The organism is Halogranum amylolyticum, assembly GCF_900110465.1.
GTDB classification, from domain to species: domain Archaea; phylum Halobacteriota; class Halobacteria; order Halobacteriales; family Haloferacaceae; genus Halogranum; species Halogranum amylolyticum.
Map to the genome: position 1 here is coordinate 1 of NZ_FODV01000032.1, position 24,314 is coordinate 24,314.

The window sequence follows — 24,314 nt, forward strand, 5'->3', positions numbered from 1 at the left end:
GGAGGTCGTGGTCGACGTCGACGTTTCGGTTGACGTCTGAGTCGACGTCGATGTCTCGGTTCGCGTCGCCGTCTCAGTCGGGGTAGCGGTCGGCGTCGAAGAGTTCGTCGGCGTCGGTGACTGAGTTGGACTCTCTGTCGGTGAGTCTGTCGGAGAGTTCGTCGGCGTCGGTGACTGAGTTGGACTCTCTGTCGGCGAGTCCGTCGGCGAGTCTGTCGGCGAGTCTGTCGGCGAGTCCGTCGGCGAGTCTGTCGGCGAGTCTGTCGGCGAGTCCGTCGGCGAGTCTGTCGGCGAGTCCGTCGGCGAGTCCGTCGACGATCCGTCGTCGGTACTGCCGCCGTCACCACCGTTGGTGCTGTCGTCGTCGGTGTTGCTACCGCCGTCGTCAGTACCGTCTGCGTTTCCGTCGTCGCCGTCGTTCTCGCCGTCGCTGTCGTCGTCACTCCCGAACAGACCGCCGTCGCCGAACAGACCGCCGCCGCCGTCGTCGGTCTCGGTCTCCGTCTCGGTCGAGGTCGACGTCGACGAAGGAGTCGCGTCGTTCGCGCCGTCGTCGGTGTTCGTCGCTCCGTCGTCTGTGGGCGTCGCCGTCGGACTATCGGTCAGCGACCCGTTCTGGGTCGGTGTCGGCGAGGTGGTGTTCCCTCCCGGCGTCGCCGGACTGTCGTCGTCGCTCCCCAGACCGGGGATTCCGGGGACGCCTGCGACGAAGCCGATACCGATGGCGAAGAAGACGATGCCGACGATCGGGAGCGCGACGCTGAAGATCGACTGCGAGTTGACGCCGCCCAGCGACCCGCTCCCGTTCCCGTCGAGCCGCCGCTCGATCGCCTGCGCCTTCGAGGCGAACGGTTCGGGGAGCGATCCGAAGAGACTCAACAGCTCGCCGGTGGGAAGCGATCCGGTGGCGATCGCCGTCGCCATGTAGACGACGAACCCCACCGGCGGGACGACGAGCAGCGAGACGAACGAGTTGTCGATGAGGAGCGCGAGTCCGACGATCGGAATGCCGGCGACGAGACCTGTCGTGAGGAGCCGGGGGAACCGAACGTCCGCGAAGGGGTCGTAGCCGAAGCGCCGACCCACCCACACCTGGAAGATGGGGAGCGACCCGTACCCGATACTCGTCGCGATGGCCGCTCCTCGCGTCCCGAGTTCGGGGACCGGGCCCAGGCCGGGGATGAGAAGCACGTTCAGCACGAGGTTGATGCCGGCTGCCGCGCCCGTCGCGGCGATGAGCGATCGCATGTCGCCCTTCGCGTGGTTGATGGAGAGCAGCGGCCGCGCCATCGCGAATCCGAGCGTCCCCGGCAGCAGCAGCAGGATGGCGGTGACGACCGTCTCGGGAGTCTCGACGCTGGGGTAGTACAGCGGGACGAAGTCACCCGCGAGTGCGCCCATCCCCAGTGCGAGCAGCATCGTGATGAGCAGGGCGTACCGCGTCGACTTGGCGGCGATCTCCTGGATCTGCTCTATCTTCCCTTCGACCCAGAGGTTCGACGTCGACTGGATCATCACCGACTGGATCGACCGCGGGATGACCCAGAGGAACTCCACCAACACCAGCGCCATCTTGTACAGCCCCGCCTCCGTCGACCCGATGAACGACTGGACGAAGATGACGTCGATGTGGTACATCGACGTGAGCAGGAAGACGTAGACGATGGTGAGATGGTTGAAGTGGAACATCTCCTTCCGGGGGAAGTCGTCCGGAAGCGGCTTCAGCACGTACGAGAGTCGGATCTCCTTCGCGATGAAGAAGAGACCGACGCTGAACACGAGCATACTCGCCGTGATGAGTCCGAACAGCACGCCGACGACGCCGAAGTCAAGTGCGGCGAGCGTGACGGCGACGACACCGAACGAGATCTTCTCGATGACGCGGAGCGGTTCGCCGATGTGCTCGAACTTCAGCCCCATCAGCGCCCGACGGACGTACTCGCGGAACTGCGAGGCGACGACGAGAAACGCGAGGAGGTAGAAGTACGTCGAGATGTTGCTGTCGGAGTTCAGGAGATTCGACAGTACACCGGTGTAGGCGCCGAGCGCGAGACTGACAGCCGCGAGCGCGGCCAGCCCGGCAGCGAGCCGGAAGTAGTACGCGAAGACGTGGTCTTTCCAGTGGTCGTCGTCGCGTTCCTCGGAGATGTACTTCCGGACCCCGCTGTTGATACCCGAGCTGACGAGGATCATCAGCAGGTTGAAGACGGCCATCACGGAGCCGTACTGACCGAACTCGCCGGTGGTGAGGAAGTAGACCAGCGCCGGCGAGATGACGGCCGAGGCGATGATTACCAGTATTCGCGAGCCGGCGATCGAGGCGAACGCGGTAACGAGACTCCGTGACACGGGCTGTAGTTTAGTGGTGGGTCAGGTGTTCGGTTGGGAGTGGTGCTGTGCGGTGGGAGAGAGGGGCGGTGTTACCGGTCTTCCATCACCGACTCGCCCGGCTTCGTCGTCGCGTCGAGCGAGAGCTTCGTTCCGGGGTTGAGACTGGTGTTGATCGCAGTCTTGGCGCGCGGACCGGCGACGACGCCGAACTTCCGCCGCCCGGTTGAGGTGTACTCGCCTTTGACCATCAGGTGGACGTCCTCGTCGTCGTGACGCAGGTTGGCGACGTTCGTCCCGGCGCCGAAGTTGACCGCCGGGCCGAGCACGCTGTCGCCGACGTACGAGAGGTGTGAGACGTGAGCGTCCTCCATCAGGACGCTGTTCTTCACCTCGACGCTGTGACCGACTCGTACGTCCTTGCCCACGAGCGTCGCACCGCGAATGTAGGCGTTCGGACCGACCTTCGCTCCCTCACGGATGAGCGCCGGTCCTTCCACGACGACGCCCGGTTCGACGGTCGCCCCCTCCTCGACGACGACGTCACCACGGAGGTCGGCACCCTGGGCGACGTCGCCGCGGAGGTCACGCTCGAGATCCGAGAGGAGGATCTCGTTGGCTTCGAGCAGCTCCCACGGGCGGCCGACGTCGAGCCAGCGGTCGACTTCCACGGGCGTCACGGTGAACTCGTCGATAACGCGCTCGAGGACGTCGGTGATCTCGTGTTCGCCACGCTCGCTCGCGGGGACGTCGAGATACTCGCGTGCCTCCGCGGGGAAGACGTACGCCCCGGCGTTGGCCATCGTCGTCGGCGGGTCGTCCGGTTTCTCGACGATGTCGGTGACGACCGAGCCGCCGTCGTCCGTCGAGAGCACGCCGTAGCTCGTCGGGTCGTCGACGGTGTAGGCGGCGACGCTGGGTGCGGCGTCGAAGAGCTTCGAGACGCTCTCGGCGTCGAAGATGTTGTCGCCGTTCATCACGGCGAACTCGCCGTCGAGGTACTCGCGTGCCTCGTTGACGGCGTCAGCAGTCCCGACCTGCTCGTCCTGTTCGACGTAGGCGACGGGGAGACCGCGGTACTCCTCGCCGAAGTACTCGCGGACGTGGTCGCCGAGATAGCCGACGACGAAGACGAGCTCGTCCGCGCCCGCCTCGACGGCGGTGTCTGCGACGTGGGCGACGATGGGGCGATCCGCTACCGGAAGCATCGGCTTCGGCGTCGTCTCCGACAGCGGGCGGATTCGGGTCCCCTGACCAGCGGCTAAGATGACTGCCTGCATGTCTTGCTGACTGCGGCTACTCACCAAGCGCCCATTATTATGGGCCGGTTAAGAGAGCGAGTCACGAGATCGGGTCACAAAGTGTACTGGGCCGGCGATTCGCGGGTGATTGGCGGTCGCTAAACCACTGTTTCGACGCTGCTGGTTCGCAGGAGAACGTCGAGTGGGACCGCACGGCGAGAACGGGTCAGTGAGCGAGCAGACGGAGCCAGCGGAGGGGAGCGGACGAAACGAGGCGAAGTGAGCGGGGAGGTCGTCCGCGACGACACCGGTCAGGACTCCCAGTCGATGGCGTCGGTCCGCCCCGACTCTCGAAGGATGAACGGCCCGATGGCGAGCGTCCGGCGGGCGATGGTCGCGAGTCTGATCATGTACGCTCCGAGCAGGAAGAACGGAATCGACGAAACCGTCGCCGCGCCGATGACGATCCAGTACATGTTGTCGATGCCGAACGTAAACCCGGGAAGCGTCGACGGATCGACGACGATCAGCATCGCGACCGCGATCGTCAGCGCCGGCACGGAGACGTAGAGCATCTTCCGCGAGAGGTCGACGAGCTCCCACTCGAAGTAGAGCGTCTTGAAGTGTTCGCGGGCAGGCCCGAAGAACTCCAGTACCTGCGTGAGGTCGTCGAACGCCGCCTCCTCCGCCTCGGAGAGTTCCTCGGCGTAGTCACGCCGGAGTCGACGCGCCTGGTAGATCTTCCACGAGTAGTTGTAGTCGAGCGCCGACTTGATGACCTGATATCGCCCGAACTGAGCGTCGTCGAGTTCGTCGCTGACGGCCTCGGCGTTCTGGACGAGTTCGTCGAGGAACCCCTCGAGCTTCTCCAGGAACTCCTCGTCGTGGTCGTCGGAGATCGTCTCGCCGAGCTCCTGTGCGTTCTCCGCGCTCATGTCGATGAGCGCCTGCAGAAACGACGCCGGCTCCGGCGGCGGCGTCGCGTCGAAGAACTCCTCGACGCGATGGCGGAACTCGACGGCCCCTTCCATCCGGTCGCGTTGGTCACCCAGCGGACCGAGCTCCTGTGAGAGCACCAACTGCGAGATGGTGACGACGAGCGTGACGCCGGTGATGATCGCCGTCAAATACCCCTGAAACAGCGTCTCGACGGGGTCCGACGCTCGCATGACCACGCGGAGCGGCGTCTCGTCGAACACGCTGAGGGCGAGGATCGAGACGAAGAACACGAGACTCACGGCGAGCGTGAACAGCAGCCGGTTGACGTTCAGCTGGACGTAAAGCTGGAGTCGGCTTCGTCGGTTCCCGACCCGCTCACGCATCGTGTTACCGGGATCTGCGTCAGTCATCGCTCGTCGAGTAGGTGGGGCCGTCGAACGTGTCGAGCGTCGTCGGTGTCACAGCGGCGACTACTACCCGTCGGTGTTAGTGGTTTGCGTTCGTCCCCGAGCGACGACTACGCCGCGTCGTCGAGGAACTCGAGTGCGCTCGCGAGCAACTCCTCGGCATCGGCCTCGGAGCGGGCCTGCGCCTTCACGCGGACGAGCGGCTGCGTCCCGCTGGCCCGGATGAGGAACCACCCCTCGTCGGTCTGGACGTGGACGCCGTCGATCGTCTCGACCTGCTCGTCGTCGTACGCGGCCGTCACGGCCTCCTCGATGCGGGCGATCACGTCGTACTTCCCCTCGACCTCGCGGTTCTCCCGCAGGAGCGGGTAGGTGGCGATCTCGTCGACCTGCGCGTCGAGCGAGCCGCCGCGAGCGACGATGGCTGCGAGTTTGCACGCGGCCAGCGGACCGTCGGGACAGAGCGTCTCGTCGGGCCAGATCCACGCACCGCTGGACTCGCCGCCGAAGACGACGTTCGGGTCGGTGGCGCGCTCGGCGACGAATACGTCACCTACGCGCGTGCGCGTGAGGGACGCACCTCTGGCCTCGAGTTCGTCGTCGACGGCGAGACTGACGTTGAGCGGGGCGGCGACGCGGTCGCCCTCCGAGACGACCGCCCGCGCGAACAGGGCGAGCAGCGTGTCGCCGGAGACGAACTGACCAGACTCGGTGGCCGCGCGCATCCGGTCGGCGTCGCCGTCGTGGGCGATGCCGAGATCGGCGTCGGACTCGGCGACGAACGCCGACAGCGCCCGGCAGTTCTCGGCGGTCGGTTCGCTCGGTCGCGCCGGGAACCGGCCGTCCGGCTGGGCGTTGAGCGTGTGGACGTGTGCGCCGAGTTCGGTCAGCGCGTCGGCCGTCTCGCCGCCCGCACCGTTACCGACGTCGACGGCGACCGACAGCCCCTCCAACGGCGTCGCCTCGCCGTCGAACTCCTCGCGGATCGACGCGACCAGCGCGTCGACGTGGTGGGCGGTGGCGTCGTCCTCGGTCGACGCCGAACCGAGTCCGTCCCACGCCTGCAGGTCGAACTCCTCGTCGAGGATGCGCGACTCGATCCGTTCGCGCTGGTCGGTGTCGAACGCCTGCCCGGAGGGGTTCCAGAGCTTCAGGCCGTTGTCCGGCGCCGGGTTGTGGGAGGCGGTGACCACGATACCGGCGTCGGCGTCGTGGCGGGTGACGCTCCGGGCGAGCGTCGGCGTCGAGACCATCCCGAGGTCGACGACGTCGGCTCCACACTCGCGAGCGCCCGCCTTCGCCGCGTCGGCCAGCAGTTCGCCGCTCTCACGGGGGTCGCGGCCGACGACGACGGTCGTCGCGCCTTCCGAGGCGACCGCCCGCCCCACCGACAGGGCGAGTTCCGCCGTCACTTCGTCGCCGACTGGTCCTCTGATTCCGCTCGTACCGAACAGGCTCATTACTTCGACACACACCCGGGTAGACCTTGATTATACCCGCCGTAAACTCGATTGGTTGACAGCGCGAGCGACGCGCACCGAACCGTCGTGAGTGTCACGAATTCCCGAGCGACTGTCGGCGAGGAGACTGAGACGGCACGAGACGACGCCGACGCGAGCTCGATGGACGCAGCACAGGTCGGCGAGTAGTTGCCGACCGAGGCCGAACCACGTCGAACCGAGCACGCAGACCACGTGGACTCGAACACGTAAAAAATCGTCCCGAGAAACGCTTAGACGCCGAATAACTATTGAGGTACCCGGTAGAGAGCGTACAAGGAGTCACACTTTCGGCATGAACAGAGAGCGAGTCGTAGCCGTCGTCGTCGCCCTGGCCTGCGTCGCCTCCATGGGGGTGGCGTCGACGACGCTCGAGTCGTCGTTGACGTCGAACCCCGACGACGCCATCGAACTCGACTACGACACCCTCCCCATCGGGAGAGAGGACGCAGCAGAGGTGAAACAGGAGGTCGAGCGAAACGAGGCGAACGAGCAGTCACAGTCGTCCAGCTCGAGCTCGTCGAGTGCGAGCGCGTCGGCGTCGTCCAGTTCGAGTAGTTCGAGTTCGGCCAGCTCCGACAGTTCGTCGCAGACCGACGAACGGAGTCTGCTCGATATCATCCTCGCGTTGCTCGAGGCGCTGTTGCCCTATCTGATCGGAGCGCTGGTGGTGCTGACGGTCGTCGGCCTCGCCTATCGCTACCGCCGCCGCCTCGTCGCGCCGTTCCTCGCGCTCGTCTCCTCGTCCGAGAGAGACGACGGCGGCGACGACGGCGAGCGAGTCGAGTGGCGGCCGCAGGACGACGTCGAGGCGGCGTGGCACGAGTTGGTACAGGCGGCCGGCGTCAACCGACCACACGCCAAGACGCCCGCCGAGTGTGCCGACGAGGCGGTAGCCGCCGGTTACGACCCCGACGCAGTCTACCAACTCCGCCGGGCGTTCGAGGACGTCCGGTACGGCGAGATGACGCTCACCGACGATCACCGCGAACAGGTCGCTCGGAGTCGACGCGAACTCGGTCTCGGAGGGAGCCGATGAGGGCGCGAACTCCGGTCGTCGCGCTCGGCGTCCTCGTCTTCGCACTCGCGCTCGGCGTCCTCGTGACGCCGGAACTCGGCGGGTCGATCCCCGTCGGCGAGGCGGTCGATGCCGCCGGCAGCGACTACAAACTGTTCGTCGTCTTCGGTGCGGCGGCGCTCGCCGTCGTGTTCGTCGTGTTCGCCTTGCGGGCCGTCGGCGGCCAGAACCAAGCGACGCCGCCGGACCCCGAGGACATCCGGACCGCGCCCGTACCGGGAGCGGGGTTCGACGCCGTCCTCACCGACGGCGTCGGACTGCGCGAGCGACTGTTCGGCGACGCCCACGAGCAGGTTCGCGGGCGACTCCGAGAGACGGCGACACAGACCGTGATGCGACGGGAGAACTGCGGAAGAAAGACGGCACGCGAGTCGGTCGAGACCGGGTCGTGGACCGACGACCGCGACGCCGCCGCCTTCGTCGGCGGTGCCGAGGGACCGAGTCCACCGCTCTCCTCGCGCGTCTCGGCCGCGTTGCGCGGTCGGTCGTGGTTCCAACACGGCGCTCGCCGGGCGGCCGAAGAGATCGTCGCCGGCGACGGGCCGGAGACTGGCGACGACACTCGACACGCGACCGACGGCGGGCGAGCGGTGGAGCGTGGCGAGATCGAGCTCAGCGGCGGGACCGAACTCAGCGGAGACATCGAGCGCAGTCGCCGGACGGAGGGTGACCGATGACGGTCCGTCGCACTCGGCGGTGGCGCGGAATCGTCGCCGTCGCCCTGTTCGTGGGCGGTGTCGGCGTCGTCGCCGCCCGGCCGCTCGTCCTCCTCCTGGGCGTCGTCGGCGCGGCGTTCGCGGCGTACCCCCACCTGACGACGACCCCCGAGGTGAGTCTCGACGTCGACCGTCGGTCCAGCGACGACAGCCCCGACGACGGCGAGGCGGTCACCGTGACGGTCCGCGTCCAGAACACCGGGAGCGGAACGCTCGCCGATCTTCGTCTCGTCGACGGCGTCCCGCCGATGCTGAGAGTGACAGACGGGTCGCCTCGACACGCCGCCGTCCTCCGTCCGGGGAGCACGACGGAGTTCGAGTACACCGTCGAGGCCGAGCGCGGTCGTCACCGGTTCGAGCCGGTGACCGTCGTCGCTCGCGACGTCGCCGGGACGCGCGAGGTCGAGACGACGGTCGACGCAGAGACCGAACTGGCCTGTACGAGCGAGGTGCCCGAGATGCCGCTGCGACAGCAGACCGAACGCCACAGCGGTCGTCTCATCACCGACGAGGGCGGCAGCGGCATCGAGTTCCACCAGACCCGCGAGTACCGCCACGGCGACCCGATGAGTCGGATCGACTGGAAGCGCCACGCCAAGACCGGCGAGTTGACTACCATCGAGTTCCGCGAGGAGCGGACCGCGTCGGTCGTCTTGCTGGTCGACGCCACCGTCGCCGCCTACCGGGCGCGCCGACCGGACGAGCAGAACGCGGTCGCCCACAGCCTCGCGGGAGCAGAACAGATGCTGTCTGCGCTGTCGAACACCCGCAACTTCGTCGGCGTCGCCGGCGTCGGCCGGGAGTTCGCGTGGCTCGCACCCGGCATCGGCCCGGAACACGACGACGCCGCGAAGACGTTGCTCGCGACGAGTCCGACGTTCTCGACGGTGCCGCCGGGGGAGAACAAATCGGAGAGGGAAGGCGACGGAGACGGAACCGACGACGAGGCCGACACGGACGACGGCGAGTGGAACCTCCAGAGCCAACACGCCGAACTCCAGCGCCGACTCGGGAGCAACGCACAGGTGGTGTTGCTCTCGCCGCTGACCGACCCCGACGTCGTCGGAATGGCGCTCGGACTGGAGGCGAACGGCACGCGCGTCACGGTAGTGAGTCCGGACGTCACGTCCGACGCGACGCTGGGTGGGCGACTGGCGGCGACCGAACGTGACAACCGCATCCGGTCGCTTCGAGAGTCGGGCATCCCGGTCGTCGACTGGGACCCCGAGACCGAACGGCTCGGAACCGAACTACTGCGGACACAGGAGCAGATCGCATGAGCAACCCGAACACGCCATCGGAGGCGGCGGTCACCCGCGCCGATTCGGGCGTGACCCCTCCCGAGACGAACGCCGCGAAGAGCATCGCGCGCCGGCCGACGACGGTCGGCAGCGTCGTCGCAGTCGTCGCTGCCGTCGTCGCCGTCGGTCTCGTGGGGACGACGGACGCCCAGCGACTCGCGCTCGGCGTCGACGTCGCCGGTATCGTCGTCCTCGCACTCGGTGGCACAGCGTGGCACCGCGGTCACCGCCTCACGGGGGGGCTGCTCGCCCTCGCCGGGGTGGGCATCTCGCTGGCCTCGGTCGGCGTCGTGGTGACCCAAGGCGAGACGGTGAGCGAACGCGTCGAGGTCGCCCCCGGGCTGCTGGGTCCGCTCCTCGTCGCCTGTGGCGTCCTCCCAGTGTGGCGGCGCTTTTCGCGCACCTTCGTCTCGCTAGGGGCCGCGTTCGTCGTCCTCACCATCGGCCTCTCGGGGCTCGTCCACGGGACGGGGATGCTGTCGCTCCTGGGTGCGTTCACCGCGACGATCGTCGCCTGGGACGCCGGCGAGCAGGCGATCAACCTCGGCGAACAGCTCGGCGTCGACGCCCGCACGTGGCCGGTCGAGGTGAGCCACTCGGCGGCGACCGCGCTGTACGGCGGCGTCGCCGTCGCCGCCGCCGTCGGCTTCCACGACCTGAACGTGACGAACGTCCCGCTCGTGGGACTCTTTGCACTCTTCGGCGCGGCGGTGTTGTTGCTCGTGGGGTTGTACAACTGAGGTTGTGTCGAGTGAGGTGGTCGTGTCCAGTTTCGGTCGAGATACACCCCTCGCAACGAGTGACAGCGACAGAGATTCAAGTCGCCGAAGAGGATCTCAGGTGGTTGTCGTACCCCTCGCAACGAGTGACAGATGGGACGTACAGACGCTCATGAGAGTGAATTCCGGCAGAAAGCAATTGCCTGAAGAGACGCACACAAGTAGGCAGTGCACTCCAATATATGCTTTTGTGTAGAAGCAATTATTAAGCGGAGTGTGTGACCAACGTCCTCTAATTTACTGATAGAAGAGTGGTTTCACTCATGCGCTTTAAGTTAGTACCGGTGCGTCGTCTGAAATCTCGGGGCCGTCTACTGCTGTCACTCGTTACGAGGGGTGGGGGTGCGATTTGAGAACGATAGCTATCGTGACGCGGATTTAGAGGATGTGTAGATTCAGCGGTGGAAACGACGTACGTGTCCGTTTTCCGAACTTCCTCTCGGAGTCTCTTGGCAGGCACTCAGAGCAGATCGTGACCGTAGTTCGAACGTGAGAGCAGACGTACTCTCTCTCCTCCATCGACATCCGCCGATTCTTATGCGAACCCGTCCAACACAGCATCATGCCAAGCATCTCCGGCAAGTGGACCAAGACGGGCAGCGGTTTCGAGCGCGACGACGACGAGCTCTCGCTCGGCGTCGCCATCACCACCGCGGACGTCCACTACCACGGCGACGACGTCCACGTCCGCCCCGACGTCCCGAAGGACACCGCCAACGCCTACCAGGTCTACGCAGTCACCGACTTGGACGACCCCACCGCTCGCGTCCCGCTCGTCAACTACGCCGACCTCGCCGACGCCGTTACATTCGCGACGCTGGTGACCCGGTACGTCGACCAGCGGAACGACGTCATCGCCGTCGAGGAGATCGTCGATCGGGAGGCGAGCCACGAGGACGACTGGTGGCCCGAGGGCGTCGTCGACGGCGACGAGAAGCCACCGAGAGAGGCGTTGCGGGCGATGCTCGGCACCTACGCCGAGCAGTTGGACGCGGCGCTGTCGTCCTGAGCGGATCGGCTACCGACCGACACCCTTTCTCGGTCTCGACTTCGTCTCCGTCTCTCAGTCCCCGGCGTTGCGGTGGGAGGTAGTCTCTCGGGCTCCGTTCGCCGTGTTGACCGACGGCACCTCGACCTCGTCGAGGATGTCGGCGACGACGCTCCGCTTCTCGACGTTCCCCACCCGCGCGTCGGCTGTCAACTGGAGTCGGTGTGCGAGGACGGGGCGAGCCATCCGTTTGACGTCTTCCGGGGTGGTGTAGGAGCGGTCGTTCGTCGCCGCAATCGCCCGTGACGCCTCGAACAGCCGCTGGGTCGCGCGCGGCGAGACGCCCGTGTTCACCCGACTGTCCGTCCGGGTCGCCCGACAGATCTGCGTGATGTAGCGGCGGACGCTGCGCTCGACGTGAACCTCCTCGGGCGCCGACTGGAGCGCGCGGGCCTCCCGTTCGTCGGTGACGGGCGTCGCCTTCGGCGTCCGCGTCGTCCGTTCGGCGCGGCGGTTGAGGATCTCCAGTTCCCCCTCCTCGTCGGGGTAGCCGAGACTGGTCTTGATGATGAAACGGTCTTTCTGTGCCTCCGGCAACGGGAACGTCCCCTCCTGCTCGACGGGGTTCTGCGTCGCGAGGACGAAGAACGGGTCCGGCAGTTCTCGCGTCTCGCCGTCGACGGTGACCTGTCCCTCCGCCATCGCCTCGAGCAGTGCCGACTGCGTCTTCGGGGAGGCACGGTTGATCTCGTCGGCCAGCACGACGTTCGCGAAGATGGGTCCGGGTTGGAACTCGAACTCGCGGCTCTTCTCGTTGAAGATGTGCGTACCGGTCACGTCGGCCGGGAGGAGATCGGGGGTGAACTGGATGCGCGAGAAGGAGAGACCCAACGCCGTCGAGAGCGAGTTGGCGGTGAGTGTCTTCCCCGTGCCGGGGACGTCTTCGAGGAGTACGTGCCCACGGGCGAGAAACCCGGTGAGGACGGTTTCGAGCACTCTCTCGTCGGCGATGACGGCGCGGGAGACCTCGTCGAGAATCGCAGTACTTCGGTCGGAGACGACACCTACGTCCATATCTGTCTACCAACATGCTGCCGGAGGGCTTAATTATCAGTCTCGTAACCGGGGTTCGGACCCGTGGTGCCGTCGCTCCGAGAAAGGAGGACAGAGGGGTGGTCCGCCTGTGCGAGGCGGGTACACGAGTCCCTCGGGAGTCATAGCGACGGCGAGCAGACGACGAGACGGATGAGGGAGAAGTATACGACGCGGAGACGGGCGCTTCGGGCGGTCGCCAGTCTCGGGACCGTCGGTGGCCTGGCAGGTTGTACGGGAACGGGAGACAGTGAACCGACTCCGAACGCCGACGGACCGACGGGCGACGAGAGTGACACGGCGACGTCGGGACTCGAAACAGCGACCGAGAGCGACAGCGGGACGACCGCGAGCGGCGATGCGACGGCGGAGACGGTGACGTTCCCCTCCAGCGTCGGTGACGAGGTGACCGCGACGCAGCGGGGCGACGGCGACTGTGCGGTGATCTTCCTCCACGGCGTCGGCTACGGTCGCGAAGACTGGCGGCCGCAGGCGACCGCCGTCGAGGAGAACGGTCACATCGCACTCGCGGTCGCACTGAACCACGACGACCGCGAGAGCAACGTCGAAGCGACGGTCGGCGCGGTCGACTATCTCCGAAGCGAGGTGGACGTCGAGACGGTCGTCCTCGTCGGCGCGAGCGCCGGTGCCAACGCCGTCGTCAAGACGGACGCGAACACCGACGTCGACGTGGCCGGGTCGTTCGTCCTGGCTCCGGGGCGCGCGGGCGACCTCGGTGCGGGGCTGAGCGGACGCAAGCTGTTCGTCGTCGGCGAGGGCGACAGTCAGCGGTTCGTCGAGACGACGAAACAGCTCCACGGCGACGCCTCCGGACCGAAGGATCTCGTTATCCTCGACGCCGCGGAGCACGCACAGGGCGTCTTCGAGACAAGCGCGGGTGACCGTCTGCAGTCGCTCCTCGTCGAGTTCGTGAACACGGTCTGTTCGATGGCGTAGCTTCGACGGCGGCACTCGTGCGTCCGACCAGCCGTCGCCGAGAGCGACGTGAACCTCGGGTCGTCGTCGACGGTCGGGTCGTCGTCGACAGTTGGATGGTCGTCAACAGTTGGATGGTCGTCGACAGTCGGATGGTCGTCGACTATCGACGCCGTTCGTCGGAGAACATGTTAAATTACCAATTACATATAACCGGTTAGAACCAGAGAGAACGTATGGTCCTCGATGTTACCGAAAGGTGGAAGAATAATACCGAACGGGATGCGGTCGTCGTCCCGGCGTCGAAGTACCCACACGGATACGCGTCGATCCGATCGCTCGCACAGTCGGACGTCCACACCATCGTCGCGGTTGCGGACGACTCTCACCCGATCACCGCATCGCGGTACTGCGACGAGATCGTCACGATCCCACCGTCGAGAGAGCTCGGTGCGTACAAGGACGCGCTGCTCGGCCTCGCCGCCCGTCCGGACGTCCGGACGATCGTCCCCCACCGACCGCAGGGACCCTATCTCTTCGCGAAGTACCGCGACCAGTTCGACCAGTACGTCGATCTCGCCGTTCCGTCGCTCGAGATGCTGACACGCGTTCACGATCGAAAGCGGCTGATGGACGCCGCGGCGGAGGCAGGCGTCCCGGCGCCACGGACGGAGCTGCTCGACGAGACCGGTGACTGGGAGTCCGATCGAATCGTCAAGTCTCGATACAACCTGCTCACCGACGAGTACGTCGAGACGTTCGGTCCAGACGAGTCGAGTATCGTGAAACGAGTCGAGCATCTCTCGGCGGGCGAATCGGCCGACGTCGAGGCGATACGAGAGCGGATGAACCACACGCCGATCGTCCAAGAGTACGTCGACGGACAGGAGTACATGTTCGGTGCGTTGTACGACCACGGAGAACCGCTGGCGACGTTCCAGCACCGACAGATACGAGGCGACTGCTACACCGGCGGTGGCGGTGTCTATCGCGAGACGGTCGCCGATCCGGAGCTCGAGGCGGCCGCTCGCTCCCTCCTGAATACGCTCGACTGGCACGGTCTCGCCTGTATCGAGTACGTCCGAGACGCCGACACTGGAGAGTTCAAACCGATCGAGTGCAACCCGCGGATGTGGCAGTCGCTCGCGTGCGCCACGCGTGCGGGTGCCGCGTTCCCCGTGTGGTACTGGCTACAGGTGACCGGCCAGCCGGAGCTGATCGAACCGGGTTACGAAACCGGCGTCGGCACTCACTATCTCGGTGGGGAGCTCGAACACGTCGTGAGTATCGCTCGCGAGCGTTCGTCGCTCGTCGACACACCGTCGCTGACGGGACGGCTGCGAGAGATCCTGCAGTCGTGTTACGAGTGTCCGAGCTTCGACTACCTCCACCTGACCGACCCGGGTCCGTTCCTCCGACAGACCCACACGGAGTCCACGAAAGCGATCAAGCGACGGATGTAACGTAGCGTCGCGTCGTCGCCGATGGAAGGGGCGCGCCGACAGCCCACGGCGGTGCGGAAGGAGTCGGGGGTGAGGGGTGGGGTTCGGGGAGGGGAGAGGGGGTTACTCCTTCAGCACGACGTCCGAGGGCTGAACGACCTCGACCTTCCCCTGCTTCTTGTAGTCTGCGATGTGCTGGCACATCTGTCGGAACGCCTGCTTGTCGTTCTGGGCGTCGTCGCCGATGACGTGCAAGTAGATGTTGTATAGTCCGTTGTAGGCAGTGGCGACGTCGAGTTGGTTCTTGACCGCCTTGTGGGTGTTCGGCCGCGAGCGGTTGACGAACATCGGTCCCATGATCGCCGACTGCGACAGCCCCTTCTCAGAGCCCTTGAACGCGAGGTAGCCCAGTTCGTGGTGTTTCCGAACGAGTTCGACCGTGTTCTCGTCACAGCCACCGCCCGGGTACATGAACGCCGTCGGCTCGCCCCAGCCGTTGTCCTTGATGAGCTTCTTCGCTCGCTTGATCTTCTTCTCCTGTGCGGAGCGGCGGAGGCCGTAGAGCCCCTGCATGTCGTTGCCGTGGCTTGCGATCTCCCAACCGGCGTCGTGGAGCTCCTGGATCTCGTCTTTCGTCATCCGGCCGTCGTTACCGATGATGTCCGGGGAGACGGCGAGAACGCCCTTCAGTCCGAACTCCTCCATGATGGGGAACGCGAGGTGGTAGACCGAGGCGTGGATGTCGTCGAACGAGAGCATCACCTGCCCCTTGTCGGCCTGTTTCTCGTGGAAGCGGATATCGTCCACCCAGTACTTCTTGTTCGCGCCGTCGCCGTCGAGCGTGATGAGCATCGACTCGACGCTGGCCATGTCGGCCTCGGCGCTGTTGATCGAGGGGTTGATCCGCATCCAGGTATCGGGGTGGTTCTGGTTGAGTTGCTGGATGAGTCGGGTCTGATCGCCGTTGGAGTCCTCGAGCCAGATACGGAGGTTCGTCGGCTCTGGCTTGTCGAGTTTGACCGCGATAGAGATGTCCTTGTTCGAGAAGTCCATCGGGACCGGGAACTCGCGGGAGATCGACCCGCTGCTCCCCTCGATTCGGGCCGACTGGCTACCCTGATAGGCGTTCTTGGAGTCGCCCTTGAGCGTCACGTTCGCCTGTGCCTGCCAGAAGGAGAGGTCCTCGAACGTCGCTCCTTTCGGGTTCATCGGTTTGTTCGTCCCGGGGACGTCGGACTGCGCCCCGTCGGAGTTCGACGTCCCGGTGCCTGTACCGGTACCCGTGTTGGTCTCGTTCTCGCTGGTGTTCGAAGAAGGTGTCGAGCCAGTGCCTCCACTGCAGCCGGCGACGAGTGTCGAAGAGGCTGCGGCGATACTGCCGAGGAACGTACGGCGACGGAACTTGCGGTCGGATGCCATCTCTATAAATTACATTACCGAGTGGGGGAACACTACTATAAGCCGCATAAGAAGCGGGGCGGCGAACGCTTAGGTGCGATATAAAGGCTCAGAGTCGACTGAAACGAAGTCGCAACCGTTGAACCGCGAGCACCGTCGCCGCCGCCCCACCTCCGACGCGAATGTAAATCGCCCGCAGACGGCACTCTCGGCGCCGACTCGACCGATATTCGACAGGTCGGGGAGAACGACTGTCGTCGGTCGAGAGCGGTCTGAACGGACGCGACGACGCGTTTCCGATGGAACGGCAACGCTCACGTCGTGGCCTCGCTGACTTCCTCCCACGACTGAAGTCGTGGGGTTGCCCCGTCACAGACGGGGCCGCCCCACGTCGGGAGGTTCGCAGGTCCGCTCTATCCGCATCCGAGAGCGACCTGCGTTCAGGGCCGAGCCAGTTCGGCCCCCGACCGAGATAGCGGGCTTCATCTACCCCGCCCACCGCAGGACGGGTGCATATCCTTACCTCGGACTCGGTATCCCTCCCGTTCCGGAACGGGATACCGGTATGGTAGTGGGTGACATTCATCAAATTCCTGTCGGATTCATCCCACGACTGAAGTCGTTGGCTTTCTCCTCGACAGCGTATAGCACGGCAGGGCCGTCACCGCGGAGACAAGACTGTCGGTCGTCACTGCGGAGGTGACATCGGGCACTCTCAGACGGAACGACACAGCTTGACGTCGCCGTTGGAGTACACCGTCTCGTGGCGGCCGCTACAGATGACGCCCTCCTCTATCGGGTAGATACGCTGTGTACCCATCCCGGTGCGGAAAACGGGCGCACCGGTCCGCTGGTACTCCCGATAGAGCACTTCGTCGTGTGAGGCGACGCCGTCGGGCGGTATTCGCGCCGTCCCGAACCGCGGTTCGCCGTGTGGGTTCAGGAGCGAGGTGTACGGGTGGTCGGTGTAGATGGGATCGGTCGGACTTCCCGTGGTGGTGTCGAGGACAGTGTCGCGAGCGGCCAGCTCCTGTTCTGTGAAGCTGTAGCGAGGGCGGTCGTTCTCCATCATCGGGCTGTCGACAGTCGCCTTCGGCGAGGCGATCATCACCATCGGGAACGCATAGAGGATCACGAGGAGGAGGACGAGAAACACCTTCGGGGAGAGCCCTCGCTGGAGGTACTCGAACCCGACGGCGGACAGCACGGCCATCCCGGCGTAGAGGAAGGCGAACCAGCGTCCCGAGAGGAACGTCCCGATGCCGACGAGCGGCGGGACGAGCGTGAACAACGTCATCAACACGACGGCGACGACGAGCGTGAGCACTGCCTGGTTCGTGCGGCCGCGTCGGAGCGCGTACAGCGATCCGACGGTGGTCCCGAAGAGCAACAGCAGGAAGCCGATGGTGTCGAAGTTGAGCACGACGAACTCGAGGAACGTCGGTGCCGCCCCGCCCGCACCGCCGCCACCGCCTCCGCCACCGCTCGCGGCCCCGGCGACGTCGCTGAGTCCGCCACCGATCGAGTTCCAGAAGAAGAGGAACGCCGTCTTCAGGAACGGTTGACCGTAATAAGGAGTGAGACTCCAAATGAGCGTCAGCAGGCCGAGATTGAAGGCGAAGTAGCCGCCGAAGGGGATGGCCCCGGACCGATCGAGGTCGAAGCCGTCGTCACCGCCGAGCTGACGGTCGAACAACCCCGCGCGGATGCCGAGGCGGGTGACCCATCCCGCCAGCAGCAGGACGAGTGTGATGAACGACGACACCTGGTGGGTGAACGCCTGGGCGACGAAGAAGAAAAGCAGGAGGAACGTCTCGCCGAGCCCCGTCGGCTGTTGCATGACACGGACGACGAGATACAGCACCGCGAGGAAGAAGGCGAGTCCCAAGCTCGTCGGAATGAGGTGGATGCTCCACCGGATAACGGAGTCGCTGAACGCGTAGAGAGCGGTGGCGAACAGCGCCCAGCGCGTCGGCACGAGCGTCCGGCTCAGAAGGTAGACGAAGAAGACGAACAACGGCATCGTGACCCCCAAGGAGAGATACAGCGCGGTCCGAAGCGAGACGTCCGCGAACAGCGCAGTCGTCCCGACGAGCAGGTGGTACAGCGGCGCCATCACGTACTTCGTCTGTCCCATCCCGCCGATCGAGTTGGCCGACAGCATTCCCTGGGTGAACTCGGGGATATGGACCCAGACGTCGATGCCGACGAACCCGGGCGTGGTCAGCAGCGAGCTGAACCTGACGACGCCGGCGAAGACGAGGATCTGACCGAGGACGACGCCGGGGTGGAGGTCAGCGTCGTCGACGAACAGCACCTGCGCGAGGACGAGCGTCCCGAGTGCGGCCGCGGCGACGTAGAACAGACCGGTCCGACGCCCCTGCGTGTGAGCCAGGAGCACCAGCGCCGCCGACCCGAAGACGACGATCGGCGGTAACAGATGTGCGGCCACTCGGGGGAGCCTGAACGGGCGTGTCGCCGTCTGACGCCGCGTCGCGAAGAGATAGACGGCACTCGCCCCCCCGACGACGACCGGGATGGTCTGGGCGTAGATGTGCGAGACGAACAGCTGGAGCGGTAACAGTGCGAGGGCGGCGACGATACCGAGCACCGCTGCGAGACGATCGTACGCGCGAAACCGTGTACCGATGCCCATCGTCAGAGAGAGGGGAGAGCGGGAGATGTTGCTCCCACGGTGGGGAGGTAACGAGCCGACACGGGCGAGCGGAACGTCGCGCCGGAGAGCACTTGAACCGGCTCTGCGGTCCGTTCGGTCACGCTGACGCCAGAGAGGGACACACTCCAGATGATGCTCACCAGATATCGCTCCTTGTTCGGCTTTCGTGACTCTCCAGTTTGGTTATAAGCAGAGTAAACAGTACTCTCGGAGCGAGCGACACTTGGCGGAAGCGGGCAACAGTGCAACGAATCCGCCTTATCAGGTGCGTAAGACCGCTTACAGCCGGGTAACGACTGTCAGTTACGAAATGGTTAGCTGTGGTTCAAGTGTCGGAAGAGGGTTTCACCGGACGAGGAGTATGGCTGGCAAGCCACTACGGAAAGACAGCACAGACACCCGCAGACTGAGTCGCCGCAAGTTCGTCGAAACGACGGGTGCGGCGACGGTTGCCGGGGCTACGGGGGGAGTGGCCTCTGCGGCGACCGAACGGCGAGACACCGACGCCGTCGAGTCAGTCGAGACAGCGGCCGTCGAGAGCGTCGAACCGAGCGTCGGTTCGCTCGGCGGCCGCCTCATCGTCGGCGACGGCGGCTACGCGACCATCACGGACGCCTGGGCCGCCGCGGAGGACGGCGACGCCGTCTACGTCCACTCGTCGTACGACGCGCAGCAGGCCGGCGAGGAGTTCCCGATCGTCCTGAACGACGAGGAGAAAGAGGTGACGTTGACCGGCGGCCACCCCTCGGGGTCGGTGATCGACGCCGGCGACGTCGACGAGAACGTCGTCGAGGTGCTCGGTCGCGGTCACAACGACTACCGAAACAGTCCGGCCGTCCAGAACCTCAAGATCGTCGGGGGCAACGTCGGCCTCAGAATCCGCGCCGCTCCCTACTCGTCGTACAAGGACATCGTCTTTTGGGACACGAACTCCCACGGCGTCGCCGTCGACGAATACTCCGACGAGACCGGTCACAAGGGGTCGTTCGGCGTCACCTTCCGCAACGTGATCGCGTGGAACTGCGGCGGCAACGGGTTCCGCCTCGACACCGACGCACGTCCGCACAGTACGTCCTTCTTCGGCTGTCACTCGGAGTTCAACGACGGCTACGGCGTCATGCTTCGTGGGTTCTCGAGTCGCATCTACGGCGGGACGATACAGAACAACGGGCAGTACGGCGTCGACGCCCGCGGCGGTGCCGGACAGCTACTCAGCGCAGTCTACTTCGAAGGCAACGGCACCCGACAGACGTCGCCGATCGACGTGTACGCGACCGGGTCGGCCGCCGGTCTCACCGTCGACGGCTGTTACTTCCAGGGGAACTTCGCCCGTGACTTCGAGAACAGCCACGAGCAGGCCTACACGGCCATTGCACTCGACGGGACGATACACACCTCGGTGAAGAACTGTACGTACCGGAACTACGACTCCGCGTTCGTGCTGGCGATCAGCACGACCGACCTCGACGTCCACTGTTCCTCCCACTGTGGGCTCGACGAGACCGCCTTCCTCGAACAGCGAGGCGACGAGCGGACGCGGAGTAACGGCATCGTCCAGGAGACCGACCTCTCGAGCGTCGACGGGACGCGTCGAGGAGATATCGGCGTCCACGACGGCGCCGGCGGTTCACCGTGGGGGCTGTGCCTCTGGAACGGCAGTCGCTGGGTCAGCACGATGGACGGACAGGGGCTCTGATCGGGCGACTGTCGTCTGTGAAATCCGAGAGTTCTTATGTTAGGTACTATATCAGATGAACGATATCCGGACCGATCCCATGACCGAAGTTGACGAAGACGGCTCGCGGAGGCAGGCCGCATCGACGGCAGACCGCGACGTCTACAGCGTCCAGCACGACTGGACGGACGAGACATCGCTCGTGACGACTGTCGTCAAGGCCGTGTCGGCCGTCGCTGGCGTCCGCCCGCCCGATCTCGAGCCGCTGTACTCCGTGGTGAACACCGACGCGCTCGAACGGCTGTTTCGGCCGACCGACGACGGACCCCGACCCACCGAAAGCGTCGTCCGCTTCCCGGTATCGGGACACGACGTCACCGTCTACGGCGACGGCGTCGTCGTCGTCGAGGCACCGAGCTACGACGACTCGAAGCCGTGAGGCGACGTCGACGCCGCTCGACCGTCGACTGTCGCCCGAACCGTGAACCGACCACCGGCTCGTGTCGATCGGGGTGTAGACCGACTACCTGCTCGTATCGATCGACGGGTGCGACGGCTCGAAGACGGAACGTGCGGAGACGATCAGAGAAGGGACTACAGTCGCGGACGGTTCTCAGCGCATCTCCTCGACGGCGACGTACGAGTCGCGTTTCCCGGAGATCCACTGCGACCCGATGTCGTCACCCGACGGTTCGAAAATGACGACCTCGTCGGGGTCGAGTTCGTCGGCGAGTGTCGGATCTCGCGGGTTGAACGTGAATTCGAGCGCGTAGTCTGGCCATTCCTTCTGTGTGACGCCGTGTGTTGTCTCAGCGTAGCTCATATCACACTCCGTCTCTGTAACGAATCTCTCGGTCACCCGTGCCCGTGTTCATCCTTCCCACCCTGCGTTCGCGTCTAGTCAGTATCTACGATGGTTTAATTCCTTTGATACCGATAAGTTTTCAACAGACGGGTTCAGGCGGGAGCCTCGAACCGAACGAGTCGAACCAACCAGGGATTCGAATCGAGCGAGGTGGCCGGAGAGAACGGCGAGCGCTGTCGACTGCGTGGACTCGCGTGGTGTCGTAGTGTCGGTTAGCCGAACACCGACTCGTTACCGGAGTCGGACGTCGTCTGCGTCGGCTTCGACGTCGTTGTGGTGGTCGTCTGTGTCAATTCCGGCGTCGACGTCGTCTGCGTCGGCTCCGACGTCGTTGTGGTGGTCGTCTGTATCGATTCCGGCGTCGATGTCGTCTGCGTCGGCTTCGGCGTCGTTGCGGTGGTCGTCTGCGTCGACTCCGACGTGGGTTCGGTTGTCGTCTGCGTCGGCTTCGGCGTCGACGTCGTCTGCGACCCGTCGTCGGAGTTCTGATCGTTGGATCCGGACGGGTCGGACGTCGTCTGGTTGGCCCCCGTCGTTGTGGTCTCGGAGTCCGACGTCCCTTTCTCCGTCTGGGTCGGGTCGGAGGTCTGCGTCGGCTGGGACGACTCGGTCGTCTCCGGGGCTGGCGTGGGTGTGGCGTCGTCGACGCCGTCGGCCATCGGCGTCTCCGTCATCGTGTCGTTGGTGGGGGCCGGGGTGATGCTTCCCGCTCCTGGGATGCCGAGAACGATCGCGACACCGCCGAGAAAGAAGAGGACGCCCGCCAGAAGCAGCCCGAGCTGTATCATTCGACCGCCGCCGTCGGCCGCTCTCCGGAAGACGCCGGTCACGGACGTCGACAGAGACGACCACAGCGAGTCCTCCGAGCGACGCCGCTCGCTCCGGCGACGCGCCCCTCCACCAGTAGTTGCTACGTCGGGTCGTAGAGTTGCAGTCGACATCGTATGCTCTACCCGGTAATTCACAGACAGGGACCATTATTACCCGGTTGATAAGGCGACAGCGTCGCTGTATCGGCGGTTTTCGAGTCGACAGAGACCGCCGACGGACGCGACAGGCTCGACCGTTTCCCGTCGTTACTCGCGAACGTCGACCGATCGACCCGTCCGATCGGTTCGACGCGGGCGACGGGGTTCGCTCGACGGTCGTGAAGAGGGAAGCGACGTCGTACGGGACAGAGATGTCGTGCGGGGTTAGACGGTCTGGGGCCGACCACAGACGCGACGAGACGGAGCTCGAAGCAGGAAGGTTCTCGAAGCAGAGGCTCCCGCGGAGAGCGACTCAGGTTGAAGGCGAACACCGCTGCCCGACGCAGGGCGCTGTCTCTGGAGAGCAGGCTCGTCGAGAACGGCGGTGCGACTCGGAGCACGGTGACAGCAGTGGTTCGGAGTATAGCGGCAGTAGCGACCGGAGCGCTGGCGACGGTAACGACTCGGCGTGTCGTGCGGTGTGAAGAACGAAACGGTGGGGAGGGGTGGCTGGCAAGGGGATGGGAGGAGGGACCCCTCTGTTCCGTCTCGACCCGTGCAGTCTGACACCCCTCGAACTGAGAGGCGTCACTACCTACTCTGTCTGCTAGTAGTTTAGTTACTGGCTCCGTAAGTGCGGCACTCCCGAGATAAGGGAATACAAAAGCCATCGGAAAAGTAGTAAGTCCAGATTTCGACGACAGCGACCCGGTTTCTCAGTCGAATACGTTCGAAGACGGGGAGGGGTAGCAACAGTTTACACCGTTGCAACGACCACCTCAACAGTCCCGACGGGGGAGATGGTGTCGAAACCGCCTGACAGAGCGGTGACGAGACCCTCAGGTGACGGGTCCGATCAGGGGACGCTCAGTCCGTCGGCCGTCCCCCACAGACCGCGGCCGTCCTGCTGTGCAGTCCGGGTCGTCTCGAGGTGCGACTCCCGGTCGGGATGGTCGGTGTCGGTCGCGCGGGCGACCCCTCGCCGGAGCAACGCTCGGTTGACGTCCGTCCCCTCGACGGAGACGACCGCCGCACGGACGTCGTCGTACTCGGCGGTGGTGGCGTAGTCGTCGACCGTGGGAGGGGCCGAGTCGACGAACCGGAGCCGAACCGACTGGTCGGCGACGAGCTGTCGGAGCGTCCCCCGGGCGACCCACCCCCAGGCGTACAGATACGTCCGACCGGCACCGCTGTCAGGAACGCCGACGAACTCCTCGGGGTCGCCGCCGCCGTAGAGATCCGGGGCGTCGACACCGACCAGGTCGACGAGACCCGTCGACCCGTCGGCGTAGGCGACGCGGATCGTGTCGCCGTCGACGACGCGGCGCACCTCGGCAGTCGTCTCGGAACTCGAGTCGGTCGGAGCAGTGTCGGTCGACGTGGAACCGGTCGGATCGGTCGGAGTAGCGTCAGCCGAAGTGGTGTCTGTCGAGGGTGTCGCGGTCTGCGTGGGCGCCGCCGACGTCGACTGCTCCCTCGCCGGCGACGGACCAGCTGATCCACCCGAGGAGGGAGCAGGTGCGGGAGCTGGAGCGGGTGCGGGTTCCGCCGCGACTGGCGTCTCGGTCGGGATCGGCGTCGCTGCCGGCGTCCCCGCCGGGGTGGTCGTCGACGCCGTCGGTGGATCGGTCGGCGACGGTGGCGGCGAGGATGTCTCGGGACCCGTCCCGCGAGGCTGCCCGCGCGGTGCCTGACTCACCGAACCACTCGTCGTCCCCGGTGCTGGCGCCAGTGTCGACTCGGCACTTGCATCATCCACGGCCGTCGGTCCCGACCGGTTCTGCTCCGTCGCCGGCGACTCTGACGTCGGGAGCGAACCGACGCAGCCGGCAGTCACGAGCGTAATTGCGAGTGCGACCGTTAGGAGCACGGACCGATGGTCTCTACGCACATCACTACTCACGGACCGCCTTCGATAAGCATTCGCTGAGTGACCTGTTAGTGGGTGTGGTGTGCCACAGGTAAGTCGTCGCAGTCGCCGTGAG

At 65.5% G+C, this 24,314-nt stretch carries 20 protein-coding genes; 10 read left to right on the forward strand and 10 right to left on the reverse strand.

Annotated elements, in window-relative coordinates:
* The 4 genes from BSG17_RS23990 to glmM form a co-directional block, all read right to left on the reverse strand.
* Window positions 1–2,349 (reverse strand): lipopolysaccharide biosynthesis protein (locus BSG17_RS23990; protein WP_089827905.1); only part of this gene is annotated, 2,349 nt, incomplete at its 3' end.
* 71 nt (window positions 2,350–2,420) lie between these two features.
* The gene (gene glmU / locus BSG17_RS23995; protein ID WP_089827906.1) at window positions 2,421–3,608 is read right to left on the reverse strand and encodes a bifunctional sugar-1-phosphate nucleotidylyltransferase/acetyltransferase; all 1,188 of its coding nucleotides are present in this window, start codon (window positions 3,606–3,608) and stop codon (window positions 2,421–2,423) included.
* A gap of 272 nt (window positions 3,609–3,880) precedes the next feature.
* A complete protein-coding gene (locus BSG17_RS24000) occupies window positions 3,881–4,918 on the reverse strand; it encodes a DUF7972 family membrane protein (RefSeq protein ID WP_089827907.1) in 1,038 nt (345 codons plus the stop codon).
* A 107-nt stretch (window positions 4,919–5,025) separates the two neighbouring features.
* Window positions 5,026–6,369 carry a phosphoglucosamine mutase gene (gene glmM, locus BSG17_RS24005; protein WP_089827930.1) on the reverse strand — a complete coding sequence of 448 codons (1,344 nt, stop codon included), beginning with the start codon at window positions 6,367–6,369 and terminating at the stop codon, window positions 5,026–5,028.
* 340 nt (window positions 6,370–6,709) lie between these two features.
* Here glmM and BSG17_RS27685 point away from each other — a divergent pair, with 340 nt between their 5' ends.
* From BSG17_RS27685 to BSG17_RS24030, 5 genes are all read left to right on the forward strand, one after another.
* The gene (locus BSG17_RS27685) at window positions 6,710–7,453 is read left to right on the forward strand and encodes a DUF4129 domain-containing protein (RefSeq protein ID WP_211609325.1); all 744 of its coding nucleotides are present in this window, start codon (window positions 6,710–6,712) and stop codon (window positions 7,451–7,453) included.
* Window positions 7,450–8,169 carry a DUF7269 family protein gene (locus tag BSG17_RS24015; RefSeq protein ID WP_089827908.1) on the forward strand — a complete coding sequence of 240 codons (720 nt, stop codon included), beginning with the start codon at window positions 7,450–7,452 and terminating at the stop codon, window positions 8,167–8,169. The genes BSG17_RS27685 and BSG17_RS24015 overlap by 4 nt, the downstream gene beginning before the upstream one ends.
* Window positions 8,166–9,488, forward strand: coding sequence for a DUF58 domain-containing protein (locus BSG17_RS24020; RefSeq protein ID WP_089827909.1), 1,323 nt, complete (start codon window positions 8,166–8,168; stop codon window positions 9,486–9,488). The genes BSG17_RS24015 and BSG17_RS24020 overlap by 4 nt, the downstream gene beginning before the upstream one ends.
* Complete coding sequence (locus tag BSG17_RS24025; RefSeq protein WP_089827910.1) at window positions 9,485–10,249, forward strand: DUF7519 family protein; 765 nt, start codon at window positions 9,485–9,487, stop codon at window positions 10,247–10,249. The genes BSG17_RS24020 and BSG17_RS24025 overlap by 4 nt, the downstream gene beginning before the upstream one ends.
* Before the next feature lie 601 nt (window positions 10,250–10,850).
* A complete protein-coding gene (locus BSG17_RS24030) occupies window positions 10,851–11,297 on the forward strand; it encodes a hypothetical protein (protein ID WP_089827911.1) in 447 nt (148 codons plus the stop codon).
* 54 nt (window positions 11,298–11,351) lie between these two features.
* On the opposite strand, the gene BSG17_RS24035 is transcribed toward BSG17_RS24030, so the two are convergent.
* Entirely contained in the window at window positions 11,352–12,350 is a 999-nt protein-coding gene (locus BSG17_RS24035; protein ID WP_089827912.1) for an AAA family ATPase, read from the reverse strand.
* Window positions 12,351–12,521: 171 nt separating this feature from the next.
* On the opposite strand from BSG17_RS24035, the gene BSG17_RS24040 reads away from it, so the two are divergent.
* The gene (locus tag BSG17_RS24040; RefSeq protein WP_089827913.1) at window positions 12,522–13,325 is read left to right on the forward strand and encodes an alpha/beta fold hydrolase; all 804 of its coding nucleotides are present in this window, start codon (window positions 12,522–12,524) and stop codon (window positions 13,323–13,325) included.
* 215 nt (window positions 13,326–13,540) lie between these two features.
* Window positions 13,541–14,767 (forward strand): carboxylate--amine ligase, encoded by a 1,227-nt coding sequence (locus tag BSG17_RS24050; protein WP_089827915.1) that lies wholly within the window; start codon window positions 13,541–13,543, stop codon window positions 14,765–14,767.
* A gap of 102 nt (window positions 14,768–14,869) precedes the next feature.
* Here the strand turns inward: BSG17_RS24050 and BSG17_RS24055 are convergent, their stop codons facing one another.
* Window positions 14,870–16,165, reverse strand: a complete 1,296-nt coding sequence (locus BSG17_RS24055; RefSeq protein WP_089827916.1) for a polysaccharide deacetylase family protein — start codon at window positions 16,163–16,165, stop codon at window positions 14,870–14,872.
* Window positions 16,166–16,859: 694 nt separating this feature from the next.
* A complete protein-coding gene (locus tag BSG17_RS24060) occupies window positions 16,860–18,800 on the reverse strand; it encodes a hypothetical protein (RefSeq protein WP_089827917.1) in 1,941 nt (646 codons plus the stop codon).
* A 382-nt stretch (window positions 18,801–19,182) separates the two neighbouring features.
* Between BSG17_RS24060 and BSG17_RS24065 the strand changes: the two genes are divergently transcribed.
* Both BSG17_RS24065 and BSG17_RS24070 read left to right on the forward strand, forming a co-directional pair.
* A complete protein-coding gene (locus BSG17_RS24065) occupies window positions 19,183–20,517 on the forward strand; it encodes a right-handed parallel beta-helix repeat-containing protein (protein WP_089827918.1) in 1,335 nt (444 codons plus the stop codon).
* 79 nt (window positions 20,518–20,596) lie between these two features.
* Window positions 20,597–20,935 carry a HalOD1 output domain-containing protein gene (locus BSG17_RS24070; protein WP_139246795.1) on the forward strand — a complete coding sequence of 113 codons (339 nt, stop codon included), beginning with the start codon at window positions 20,597–20,599 and terminating at the stop codon, window positions 20,933–20,935.
* A 174-nt stretch (window positions 20,936–21,109) separates the two neighbouring features.
* Here the strand turns inward: BSG17_RS24070 and BSG17_RS24075 are convergent, their stop codons facing one another.
* From BSG17_RS24075 to BSG17_RS27375, 3 genes are all read right to left on the reverse strand, one after another.
* A complete protein-coding gene (locus tag BSG17_RS24075; protein ID WP_089827920.1) occupies window positions 21,110–21,319 on the reverse strand; it encodes a hypothetical protein in 210 nt (69 codons plus the stop codon).
* Between the two features lie 254 nt (window positions 21,320–21,573).
* Window positions 21,574–22,302: a hypothetical protein gene (locus BSG17_RS24080; protein WP_139246796.1), complete on the reverse strand. Its 729-nt coding sequence runs from the start codon at window positions 22,300–22,302 to the stop codon at window positions 21,574–21,576.
* Between the two features lie 883 nt (window positions 22,303–23,185).
* The gene (locus BSG17_RS27375) at window positions 23,186–23,659 is read right to left on the reverse strand and encodes a thermonuclease family protein (protein WP_089827922.1); all 474 of its coding nucleotides are present in this window, start codon (window positions 23,657–23,659) and stop codon (window positions 23,186–23,188) included.
* An 88-nt stretch (window positions 23,660–23,747) separates the two neighbouring features.
* Here BSG17_RS27375 and BSG17_RS27380 point away from each other — a divergent pair, with 88 nt between their 5' ends.
* Window positions 23,748–24,023, forward strand: coding sequence for a hypothetical protein (locus BSG17_RS27380; RefSeq protein ID WP_211609328.1), 276 nt, complete (start codon window positions 23,748–23,750; stop codon window positions 24,021–24,023).
* Window positions 24,024–24,314: the final 291 nt, after the last annotated feature.